Consider the following 10,558-nt stretch of genomic DNA (forward strand, 5'->3'; position numbering starts at 1 on the left):
AGATGTGTATAAGAGACAGATATTAAATAGCTCAATAGAATATTTAGGCTATTTAGTTGTGGATATTCTTTATGTTAGTATAGTAACGTATTTGCTTTTGCAATTAATAAGTAAAATAACTTCAATAGCTTGTTCAATTTTAAAAATAGAAAAAATTTATTCATTGGTAAATATAACTATATTAGTAATAATATTTGTTATTATATATAAAAGAACAGAATCATTAACGAGCTCTTTAGTGAATGATTATATCAACAATGAAAATAAAACTCGAAGTATCTTGCTTTTATTTAATGAAAGCTATCAAAACTTCGGCTTTATGTTAACAACCTTTATATTTTTATTAATAGTTTTTTTTAGTGCTTTTATTATATTATTGTTACCAGATAATTCGTATTCTATACAATCAAAATTCATCAACACTTTCAAAAATATTAAAAACCCTAATGTTTTTAAAAGCTATATATTAGCAATTATAAGAGATAAAAATATGATAAGTAATATTATTGGCGCTTATGTTTTTGCTATTTTACTTTTATCTATAAATTTAGATAAGTATATATTGTACGCTACCCTTTTAGTTGTATTTAACAGCATTTATTGTTTTGTTCAAACACTTAGAGTAAGACTTATATGTTATTCACTGAAATATTCTTCTGTTAAAGACTACTTATTATTAGTATTATCTCAATTGTTAGTGACATATACTTCGTCTCTTCCTTTATTAGTCTTATTTTTATGTTTAAATGGTCCTAGTTTAGATGTTTTGATTCCATATTGCGTGATTACTATAGGAACCTTTATTCTAGTTATGGGAGGTGTATTATTTCCGCCTTACAATGATAATCCTTTTTCAATAATTACAAGTTTGGTGGTAATTTCAATACCACTCCTATTTATATTGGTATTTATAGCATTGCTAAATTTAAATTTAGTCCTTAACATTATCGTTTTTGTTACTATGTTTATATTTGTTATATACTTTAGTATATTAGCCTTAAATTACACAGAGAAGAGGTATAGAAATGAAAAATTTACTATATTTAGTTAATAGTTTTTTTGCTTCCTTAATAGCTACCGCTATAATTCTAACGATCAGCTTTTTAATAATGCTTTTTAGTAGTGGGGAAACTGGGTATAGAACAACTTACTTTGGCAGTTTATATTTTAATAGTAAAGAGAAGGATTCTGGTACGTTGGGTATGGAGTTGGGAGTAGCTAACTTTTGGCCAATAATTTTAACGGTCATTATTCTGTCTATTATATTTTATTTTTCAACGAGGTTTTTTTTAAAAAAATTAAAACAAAATGACTTATTATCATAGAGTAGGAAAAATTTCATTTTCAAAAATATTATTCTGGTTTATAAGAAGTTATTTTCTATTAATATTGTTTATATCTTCTTTCATAATGCTCCCTTATATGTTAACATTAAACCAAAGTTTTTTAGTATTTTGCTTAAAGGTAGAAATATTATTTTTTTTCGGTCTTATTCTTTCTTTTGTACTACATGAATTTATGCATATATTTTTTTTAAAGAAAGATTATGGAGACATTGATGTTAAAGTCACTTTTGGTTGGAATAAAATATCTATATTTCCCATTACTCCAGATATAAATAGCAATACAATTATAAAAGTTGCTATATGTCCCTTGATTATATTATTTGTTTTAGGTATAAGTTTCTTTTTAATCTTTTTGGTAACTAACATCTTTTTATTCAAAATATTAAGTTATATTTACCTTTTTCATGTAATTAACATTATACCACCGTTAGGTGATGGTTTAATGTTAATTAAAGGGATACTTAAAAACATTGAGAGGAGGTGATTAAGATGGAAAGAGTGAATTACTATCTAATTTCTATGAGTTCTTTTATTATGCTTTTTATCGAAAGTTTTATAGAAAAAGCATATCAAGCAAAAAATGAATTAATCTTAGGAATTAAAAATAGAGATTTACAATTCAACGCATGGTTTTTAGTCTTTTTAGCAGTAATTTTAGCTTTGGCTACTACTATTGTAGCTGGTCTTGCTATTTGGTGTGTAATGAACCAACACGGCAAATTTACTGGAAATTGGAACTGGAGTCTCACAAATGTAAAAATAAATGTTGAATGTAAAAAATAGTTTTAGTGTAAAATCATGGAAGCTGTCACTTCCATGATTTTACTATTTTAAATATAAAGCAATCCAAACAATTAAATAAGTTAAAAAACCTATTATAATAGAAGATCCAAAAAACAATAAACTCATAGCATAAGCATTAATGTTATTAAATAGTAATACATTTGAAAAAAGAGCAGTTAAGACTATCCATATAAAAAATATTAGTAGTGAAAAAACTATAGCTTTATAGGCTCCTACGCTTGCTTTATAAGATATAATTTCTTCTCTTTCGTCAGAAATGCTATATTCCCCTTTTTTTACATTATATTGTTTATCAAATTTACTATAAATTATACGAGCAAATATAAATAATAATAACCATATTATTAAAACAAATGTAAACATTCCGAAAGAAATTTGAAAATTATCATCTTGTTTTTTAAAATTACTAATAATTTCTAATGACGAAGCTATTAATAATATAACAGAAATGATATTGCCTGTTTGTTCAAAAATAACTTTTCTCATTTATTAATCCTTTAACGAAAAAATTTTATTGATATCTACATCAAGAACTTTAGCGATGTTAAAAGCTAAAAGCAAAGAAGGTATATAGTTTCCTTTTTCTAAAGAAATAACTGTTCTTCTTGTCACTCCAACCAATTCACTTAACTCTTGTTGAGTTAAACCAGCCTTTTTTCTAAATTTGGATACATTATTATCTATCATCCTAACCTCTTACCCAAAGTGTTTTAAATAGCTATTATAGAATATAACATATTCTATCAAAAAAGTGAAGTTTATTTCACTTTTCGGTTCTGTGGCAAAGTCAGAAAAAATATAACTAATTATCATTTTACATGGCAATATTCCTCAACTGACCAACATATGACTAATTTCGTAGAACGTCGAAAATTCGTAAATCTGAAGCAACCTACGGTGCTTTTTATATAGACCGTAAATACATTCAATACCTCTTAAAGTATTCTTTGCCGTATTAATACTTTGATATCTCTCATTTCTCACTTTAATATGACGATAATCTTGTTCAATAAGGTTATTTAAATAATTATATATACAATGACATTCGAAGTTAAGTTTAAAATTTTAATCAATTTAGACATTTAATAAATGCATATGCTAAATGATTATCTCGTTTCTTAAGTAACCATATACCTAATGTATGATCATCCACATCAATGGCACGATATAAATAGCTCCATTTTCCTTTTATTTTGATGCATGTCTCATCAATACTCCATTTGTAATAGGCTTTTCTATACTTTTTCTTCAAAATTTGATATAAAATTGGGGCATATTCTTGAACTCAGTAGTGTAGAAAACATACTAAGATTAGCGTGAAGAATTCTATCGTCATAAAATTCTTCACGCTAATCTTAGTATGTTTCTTGTGTTATATTAAAATCTCATAGTAAATTATTGTGATTGAGCTTTTAGGCGCTGTAAAAAGCTCTCATTTGTAACGACGCACTATTAATCAAGAAATGCACCATCATCTCATTTAATTCTGTAAACAGTTGAACTGCAAAAAAATTATTTAGATACTTCTCCATGATTTTCGTCTTCTTTGTCCTCTAATTTATTGAGGTAACGATAAATTGTTGTACGTGAAACTTGCCATTGCTCTGCAATAGTTTTAATGGGTGTCCCATTATCGTAAAGTGTTTTAAGTAGTTTTAAATCTTTACTATTTAACTTTTCAGGTCGGCCCCCAAGACGGCCTCTGGCACGAGCTGCAATTCTACCCGCTAAAGAACGTTCTAAAATTAAATTACGTTCAAACTCTGCAAATGCTGCGAATAAATGAAATAATAATTGTCCTGTGGAACTGGATTTATCCATTGTTATATTTTCTTCTAAACTATGAAAACTTACCCCTCGTTCGTTAAGCTCATTGACTAATGTGATTAAATCCTCCATATTTCGTCCCAATCTATCTAATCTCCAAACAACAATTGTATCTCCTGATCTCGCAAATTCAATCACTTTATCTAAACCCGGTCGTTTACCTTTTGAACCACTTATATAGTCGCTAAATATTTTTTCACAACCATATGCTTTTAACCGATCTTCCTGTAAATTTAAATTTTGTAATCCAGTTGAAACTCTTGCATAACCTATTTTCAAAATACGCCCCTCCTATATACACCTCCAGTGTAACATATCTTAATTACATGGCCTTTTATGAACATAGATTTTTGATTGGGTTTTTGAACACATAATTCTATCAATTCCTTGATTACTTAGGGATAAAAAGAGAGTGTACAGAAAATAACATTTTAATACAAGTCCTTTTAAAAGTAATATGGAAGGATTTGAAGTTCCTTTAAATGAAATTGATTACAATCTGCATTATATTGAATTAGTCTCAAATTTACCTGACCAAAAATTTAAAAAGACTCCAGTTTTTAAAGGTAATAAGAAAATAGAAATGTTTAAAAATCAATATCAATGGGAAGTTCTGGATACGGATCAAGTAGAAAATAAAATATACGCTAAAGCTCTTTTAAATCATAATAGTATTAATCTTGATAAAATGCTATTTGATGAAAAAATTCTTGAAGATAATGATTTAAAAGCTAGGAATGAAGTTAAAAATGTTCTTTTAGGAGTATGGAAGAAGATTTTACACTCTAATGATATTGATTTAGAATCGAATTTCTTTGATATTGGAGGAAATTCATTATTAGCAGTAAAAATGGAAGTAGAGTTAGAGGAAAAAGGTTGGTATATTGAAAATTTAAATATGATCGAAAATCCTACAATCAATAATATTGCAAAGTACATGAAAAAGGAGGAGGAAAATGGATAAAAAAATAAAAGAGATATATGAAGAAAAAAATATTGAAAGAAGCTTCAAATTTATACGATTTAGAATTAGAATCTGTAAATAAAATATCAGAAGCTGAAAATTTTGTTTATGAATATGAAAATAAGAAGAATAAATACATTCTAAAAATCACACATACGCTTAGAAGAAGTATAAATTATATTTTAGGTGAAATAGATTGGATTACTTTTTTAGAAAGTAGAGGATTGAATTTATCTGAACCTATTAAATCGATAAATGGAAAATATATTGAGGAAGTAGAATGCAAAAGAGGTGATGGTAGCTTTTTAATAAGAAGTTACAAAAAAGCACCTGGGAAGTTAGTAGATAATGATGACTGGAATCAAGAATTATTTTATTGTATTGGTAAATATATGGGTAAGATGCATAAATTAACTAAAGAGTATACAGTGAGTAATTTGAAATATAAAAGGCAAGAATGGTATGAAGAAGAGCAATTAAATCTTAGTAAATATATACCCAAGGATCAAAAAGGTGTATTGAAAAAAGCAGATGAATTAATAGGAAGGTTGAAAAAACTTCCTATTACAAAAGAAAATTATGGATTAATTCATGCTGACATGCATCACGGAAATTTTCATTTGGATAATAATAAGATTATTGCTTTTGATTTTGATGATGTAGGGTATAGTTGGTTTATAAATGATATTAGTATTTTACTCTATAATGTTTTATGGTATCCTGTTATTCCGTATGACGATAAAGAAGAGTTTACGGAAATTTTTATGAGAAGTTTTTTGGATGGATACTTCAAGGAAAATACTTTGAGCAAAAATTGGTTAGAGTATATACCTGAATTTTTAAAGCTGCGTCAAATTCTAATATATGGTTTATTTCATCAAATGTTAGACACAGACAAATTATCTGCTACTGATGAAACTATGTTAAACAAAATGCGTTTTAATATAGAACATGATGTACCAGTTATTAATTTTGATTTTAAGAATTTATACAATCAAAATGCAAAAAACACAAACTTTAAATTATAAAGTGCCTTTTGCCATTATAATATAAAAGGTCTTCAAACGCTGAGGCGACCCACAAAAGTGGGAATAAAATAAAAACACTTTCGTTGAATTCATATTAAAATGAATTTATACGGAGGTGTTTTTTCTATGAAACGAGTTGCTTATAGTGTAGAAACTAAAATGAATATCGTATTAGATAGCTCTATTAACGGATAAAATTAATCATCGTTATTGAGATGATATAATCTATCATCTAACCGTTTTTGAATAAAGAGGCCCGCTTCCCAAGTATGCTCTATTTCACTGAGTTCAAAAGGCTCCTTACAATTAGGACAACAAGGATATTTTTTCGTCCAAGCTCCTTATTGTAAATGGCGGTTATAAAATGTAGGAAAATGGCGGAATGAAAATGCTGTTTTTCCTACATTTTTTATTTTCTAAAATATATAATCATGTCTTAACTCAATCTTTGAATGGAGGTTGTTTGATTGAGACATGATATATACGAAGGAGTGTTATTTTACATTATGAAAGGCATAAAACCTAATTACGCTGAGCTGGCTAGACAATATCATTGCGATCCAAGGACAGTAAAAAAATATTATGAGGCTGGGAAAGACAATGAGTTGAAAAAATTAAAAACAAGAAAAACGACAAAGAGAGTATCAAAATTAGAACCCTATAAAACGCTCATAGACGAAAAATTAGAGCTAGGTTGTACGGCTATGGCGATTTATAAATATATTACTAAAAAAGGGTATGAAGGCAAATATACGATTCTAAGAGAATATTGTAAGAATAAAAAAGGAAAGGAAATTAAAAAAGCAACTATACGGGTAGAAACACGACCCGGTATAGCTGCTCAAGTAGACTGGAAAGAAGATATGGTCATGCATGATAAATTTGGGAAACGTTATCAATTTAATATCTTTCTTTACGTTCTACACTATTCAAAAATGAAGTATATCACATTAACTTGGGATAGAAAACAAGATACATTATTTCAATGTTTGAAAGAATCTTTTGAGTACACTGGAGGTGTTCCTAAGGAAATATGGTTCGATAATATGAAAACGGTCGTTGATCGTCCTAGAACACAATATAGAAAAGTGGTATTTAACGCCCTTTTTCATCAATTTAGTAAAGATGCAAATTTTGAACCCATCGCGTGTAGGCCTTATAGGCCGCAAACCAAGGGCTCTGTGGAATCTTTAGCTAAATTTGTGGAACAACGTTTAAGGCCCTACGATTACGAATTTTATGACGCTGTTGAACTTATCAGTCTTGTCAATCACTTTTGTCATGAAATGAACCATAACGAAATATCGCAAGCAACTGACTGCTATCCAATTGATTTATTCAATTCTGAAGAAAAACATCGATTGAACCCGTTTAATGTGCAGTTACTAGACACCTATGTCGAAGATGAATGCATTCGAATCGTTTCTAAAGAGTCGATGGTTAATTTTAGAAAAGGTAAATATTCAGTACCTACAAAGTTTATTGGAGAGGAGGTTCAATTAATCTTTAATGAATTGACTGACGAATTATCCGTCTACTTTGATGCCGAGTTAATTAGAACCCATCATTTATCGGAAAAGAAATTCAATTATGTTACCGAAGATATGTGTGAGATATTGAAGTCTGATGCATTCAAGCACAAAGACGATCAAGAAATTCTTACTTATATCGAAGATTCATTATTAAAATATGACGAGGTGTAGGAGAACAGATATGTATACAGACCATCAAAAGCTATTAGAAAATTTTCAACTGCTCAATCTAAAAATGATTAAAGACTATTATCCGAAGTATTTAGAATCACTATCCAAGAATCAAAAATCTTTAACTGAAATTTTACTTGAGTTGACAGAAAAGGAAGTAGAATATCAAGCTGAACAAAAATTTAAACGTGCTATTAAGTTAGCACGTTTCCCTAAGGTTAAATATTTAAGTGACTTTGATTTCACGTTTCAACCAAGCATTAATAAACAAGAAATACTCACATTAAAATCCATGCATTTTCTAGAGAAGAATATCAATATATGCTTCTTAGGTAATAGTGGTGTCGGTAAGACACATCTAGCAATATCGCTAGGCGTAGAAGCCTGTAAACAAAATATCAAAACTCGATTCTATACTTTTAAAGAGTTAATTGAACTCTTAACCACTTCAGAGGAGAAAGGAATCGCCAATAAAACTTTAAAACAATTAAACAGAATTGAACTGCTTATCATTGATGAGATAGGCTATACCCCCATCTCAAAAGAACAGGCAGACCTCTTCTATCAATTGATGTCACTCAGGTATGAAATGAAATCCACAATCATAACGACGAATATCCCATTTTCTAGTTGGGGAGACTCATTTAGTAACAAGATAGCGTCAGCAGCCATTATTGATAGACTTATTCACCATTCAAAAATATTTAAAATTACAGGCGATTCATACCGACTTAAAGACTATAAAAGTGAAAAAAGTTTAAACATACGTCATTCTTAAACCGCCAAAAAACGACATTTTCAAACCGCTATTGACACAAAAGATATCAATAATATTACTAATGTTAAAAATAATAAAAATACTACGTTGTCTACTTCTGAAAGTGATAATTTGAATAATGAATTATTATCTAGATTAAATTGGTACCTAGACAAAACGACAAATAACAAGAAATCTTTAAATTATTCAAAGGGCGACAATGTTAGAATCGCCCTAATTGATAGTGGCGTTGATGCATCACATCCATTAATTAAAAATTCTATTGATTTAAAAAACGCAAAATCTTTTGTAAAAAAAGAAAAATATATAGATGATACAAATGGTCATGGAACCATGGTAGCAGGTGTCATTTCCCAAGTTTCTCCAAATGCTCAGATAACACCATATAGAGTTTTATCATCAGTTGACGGAGAATCTATGTGGTCATTACAAGCTTTGATTAAAGCTATACATGATAAACAAGATATAATAAATATGAGTTTAGGAACTTACAAATCAGAAAATATAAAAGATGAAAAGTTAACGATTGAAGCTTTTAAAAGAGCTGTAAAGTTAGCTAATAAAAAAGATATATTAATTGTTACATCATCCGGAAATAAAAGCTTGGACTTAGATAATAACTACAGTCTTGATAAAACCTTACATTTACCTGGAGATTTAGAAGGAGTTATTACAGTTAGTTCAACTAATAAACATGACACACTAGCAAATTATAGTAACATTGGTACGCCAGTAGACTTTACCGCCCCAGGAGGAGAAGTTGTTATTGATGAAAATGGTGCTTTAGATGCTCGAGAAATGATATATACATCTTATCCTAGCAAATTAGGAAATGTATATAAAGAAGCAGGTATACCGAATGGATATACTTTGACTTATGGTACTAGTTTCTCAGCGGGAGCCGTAACAGGTATTTTTTCGAATTATTATTCTTATCATTTTAAACAAAAGAGTAAAAAACCTTCTGTGCAAGAGTCTATTTATAATATATCTAAATCTAGTAAAGATTTAGGTCCTGTTGGTAAAGATAAAAAATATGGATTTGGTCTTCCTGATCCTTTAAAAGCCTATGAGTTAATCGATTGATAAAATTGTTATTAATATCTGAAAATTAAAGATATTAAATATAAAAAAATGGAGGAATTTATTATGAATGAATTAAACATGGAGAAGGTAGTAGGAGAAGCATTTGAAGATTTATCAATTGCGGAAATGACAAATATTCAAGGATCAGGAGATATGACTCCAGAATCATCGCCAGTCTGTTCTGCGTTTGCCACACTAGCTAGTAGTATTCAGCTAGTAAAAACTATCAAAGCTAAATGTTAGACTGCGGATAGTCTTATGTCAAAAAACCTCTCTGAATTTAATGTCAATAATAATTTCAGAGAGGTTTCTATTTTGTGAAAACGATGTAAAAAACTTTATAGTTGGTGTCAAAAATCTTTATTATTGAATATCAGGATATTATAAATAGTTTTGATGGACAAAATAAATATAATAATTGATTCTATAGTTAGAAAGGATAAGTTATTTGAATTTAGGAAATCAGATAAAAGAAAACAGAAAAAAATTTAATTTATCTCAAGAAGACATTTCTAAGAAAATTTTTGTATCTAGACAAACAATTTCTAATTGGGAAACTGGTAAAAGTTATCCAGATATACAAAACTTGCTTATATTATGTGAACTTTTTGATAGTTCATTAGATGAATTAGTGAAAGGAGATTTAAAAGTCATGGAAAGAAAAGTAGCTGAAGTTTCAATGAGTAAGTACACAAAAATAATGGTTATTTTCATTGCATTAGCAGCACTATCAATAGGACCTTCATTATATTATTTGGATGGTTACTTAAGTTTTATTCCGCCATTAATCTTATGGTTGATTGGAATGTATGGAGCTATGAAATTAGAAAAAATCAAAAAGAATTTGAATATAAAAAATTATAAAGAAATCATCGCATATATGGAATCTAAAGGTATAAATGAAGTAAAACGAAGTAAGAATACCTGGAAACATAAAATGGTAGAAATATTAATTTTAATATCATTTTGTGTAATATTCATTCTAATAACACTAATATCTATTTTATTATTTAGAATTTAAT

At 28.4% G+C, this 10,558-nt stretch carries 14 protein-coding genes and 1 pseudogene; 11 read left to right on the plus strand and 4 right to left on the minus strand.

The window, feature by feature from the left end; genetic code table 11:
* The 4 genes from CD138_RS14355 to CD138_RS12700 form a co-directional block, all read left to right on the plus strand.
* On the plus strand, window positions 1-1,051 hold a 1,051-nt coding region (locus CD138_RS14355; RefSeq protein ID WP_180991063.1), incomplete at its 5' end, for a hypothetical protein.
* Complete coding sequence (locus CD138_RS12690) at window positions 1,026-1,325, plus strand: hypothetical protein (RefSeq protein ID WP_019167413.1); 300 nt, start codon at window positions 1,026-1,028, stop codon at window positions 1,323-1,325. The genes CD138_RS14355 and CD138_RS12690, both read left to right, overlap by 26 nt.
* A gap of 97 nt (window positions 1,326-1,422) precedes the next feature.
* Window positions 1,423-1,830, plus strand: coding sequence for a metalloprotease family protein (locus CD138_RS12695; RefSeq protein WP_162137360.1), 408 nt, complete (start codon window positions 1,423-1,425; stop codon window positions 1,828-1,830).
* A gap of 5 nt (window positions 1,831-1,835) precedes the next feature.
* On the plus strand, window positions 1,836-2,129 hold the full coding sequence (locus CD138_RS12700) for a hypothetical protein (protein ID WP_019167411.1): 294 nt from the start codon (window positions 1,836-1,838) through the stop codon (window positions 2,127-2,129).
* A gap of 42 nt (window positions 2,130-2,171) precedes the next feature.
* Here the strand turns inward: CD138_RS12700 and CD138_RS12705 are convergent, their stop codons facing one another.
* From CD138_RS12705 to CD138_RS12720, 4 genes and pseudogenes are all read right to left on the minus strand, one after another.
* On the minus strand, window positions 2,172-2,636 hold the full coding sequence (locus tag CD138_RS12705) for a hypothetical protein (protein WP_019167410.1): 465 nt from the start codon (window positions 2,634-2,636) through the stop codon (window positions 2,172-2,174).
* Between the two features lie 3 nt (window positions 2,637-2,639).
* Window positions 2,640-2,837 (minus strand): helix-turn-helix transcriptional regulator, encoded by a 198-nt coding sequence (locus tag CD138_RS12710; RefSeq protein ID WP_019167409.1) that lies wholly within the window; start codon window positions 2,835-2,837, stop codon window positions 2,640-2,642.
* Window positions 2,838-2,981: 144 nt separating this feature from the next.
* Window positions 2,982-3,435, minus strand: a pseudogene (locus tag CD138_RS12715) (DDE-type integrase/transposase/recombinase); the annotation flags it as partial.
* Window positions 3,436-3,662: 227 nt separating this feature from the next.
* On the minus strand, window positions 3,663-4,256 hold the full coding sequence (locus CD138_RS12720) for a recombinase family protein (RefSeq protein ID WP_019167408.1): 594 nt from the start codon (window positions 4,254-4,256) through the stop codon (window positions 3,663-3,665).
* A 178-nt stretch (window positions 4,257-4,434) separates the two neighbouring features.
* Between CD138_RS12720 and CD138_RS12725 the strand changes: the two genes are divergently transcribed.
* The 7 genes from CD138_RS12725 (at window position 4,435) to CD138_RS12755 (ending at window position 10,557) form a co-directional block, all read left to right on the plus strand.
* Window positions 4,435-4,941 carry an acyl carrier protein gene (locus CD138_RS12725; RefSeq protein WP_019167407.1) on the plus strand — a complete coding sequence of 169 codons (507 nt, stop codon included), beginning with the start codon at window positions 4,435-4,437 and terminating at the stop codon, window positions 4,939-4,941.
* Between the two features lie 17 nt (window positions 4,942-4,958).
* Window positions 4,959-5,969 carry a phosphotransferase enzyme family protein gene (locus tag CD138_RS12730; RefSeq protein WP_019167406.1) on the plus strand — a complete coding sequence of 337 codons (1,011 nt, stop codon included), beginning with the start codon at window positions 4,959-4,961 and terminating at the stop codon, window positions 5,967-5,969.
* A 467-nt stretch (window positions 5,970-6,436) separates the two neighbouring features.
* Window positions 6,437-7,672: an IS21 family transposase gene (istA, locus tag CD138_RS12735; protein WP_019168927.1), complete on the plus strand. Its 1,236-nt coding sequence runs from the start codon at window positions 6,437-6,439 to the stop codon at window positions 7,670-7,672.
* 10 nt (window positions 7,673-7,682) lie between these two features.
* Window positions 7,683-8,450 (plus strand): IS21-like element helper ATPase IstB, encoded by a 768-nt coding sequence (gene istB / locus CD138_RS12740; RefSeq protein ID WP_019168928.1) that lies wholly within the window; start codon window positions 7,683-7,685, stop codon window positions 8,448-8,450.
* A gap of 111 nt (window positions 8,451-8,561) precedes the next feature.
* Window positions 8,562-9,536: a S8 family peptidase gene (locus CD138_RS12745; protein ID WP_167414210.1), complete on the plus strand. Its 975-nt coding sequence runs from the start codon at window positions 8,562-8,564 to the stop codon at window positions 9,534-9,536.
* A 63-nt stretch (window positions 9,537-9,599) separates the two neighbouring features.
* Complete coding sequence (locus tag CD138_RS12750; RefSeq protein ID WP_019168778.1) at window positions 9,600-9,779, plus strand: lichenicidin A2 family type 2 lantibiotic; 180 nt, start codon at window positions 9,600-9,602, stop codon at window positions 9,777-9,779.
* A gap of 205 nt (window positions 9,780-9,984) precedes the next feature.
* Window positions 9,985-10,557 carry a helix-turn-helix transcriptional regulator gene (locus tag CD138_RS12755; protein ID WP_019168779.1) on the plus strand — a complete coding sequence of 191 codons (573 nt, stop codon included), beginning with the start codon at window positions 9,985-9,987 and terminating at the stop codon, window positions 10,555-10,557.
* Window position 10,558 lies beyond the last annotated feature (1 nt).

Origin of the sequence: Staphylococcus intermedius NCTC 11048 (genome assembly GCF_002902385.1) — a bacterium.
GTDB lineage: Bacteria > Bacillota > Bacilli > Staphylococcales > Staphylococcaceae > Staphylococcus > Staphylococcus intermedius.

Coding starts and splice junctions, on each gene's coding strand:
- CD138_RS12690 (WP_019167413.1), top strand. CDS start 1,026: ATGAAAAATTTACTATATTTAGTTAATAGTTTTTTTGCTTCCTTAATA.
- CD138_RS12695 (WP_162137360.1), top strand. CDS start 1,423: ATGTTAACATTAAACCAAAGTTTTTTAGTATTTTGCTTAAAGGTAGAA.
- CD138_RS12700 (WP_019167411.1), top strand. CDS start 1,836: ATGGAAAGAGTGAATTACTATCTAATTTCTATGAGTTCTTTTATTATG.
- CD138_RS12705 (WP_019167410.1), bottom strand. CDS start 2,636: ATGAGAAAAGTTATTTTTGAACAAACAGGCAATATCATTTCTGTTATA.
- CD138_RS12710 (WP_019167409.1), bottom strand. CDS start 2,837: ATGATAGATAATAATGTATCCAAATTTAGAAAAAAGGCTGGTTTAACT.
- CD138_RS12725 (WP_019167407.1), top strand. CDS start 4,435: ATGGAAGGATTTGAAGTTCCTTTAAATGAAATTGATTACAATCTGCAT.
- CD138_RS12730 (WP_019167406.1), top strand. CDS start 4,959: ATGAAGAAAAAAATATTGAAAGAAGCTTCAAATTTATACGATTTAGAA.
- istB (WP_019168928.1), top strand. CDS start 7,683: ATGTATACAGACCATCAAAAGCTATTAGAAAATTTTCAACTGCTCAAT.
- CD138_RS12750 (WP_019168778.1), top strand. CDS start 9,600: ATGAATGAATTAAACATGGAGAAGGTAGTAGGAGAAGCATTTGAAGAT.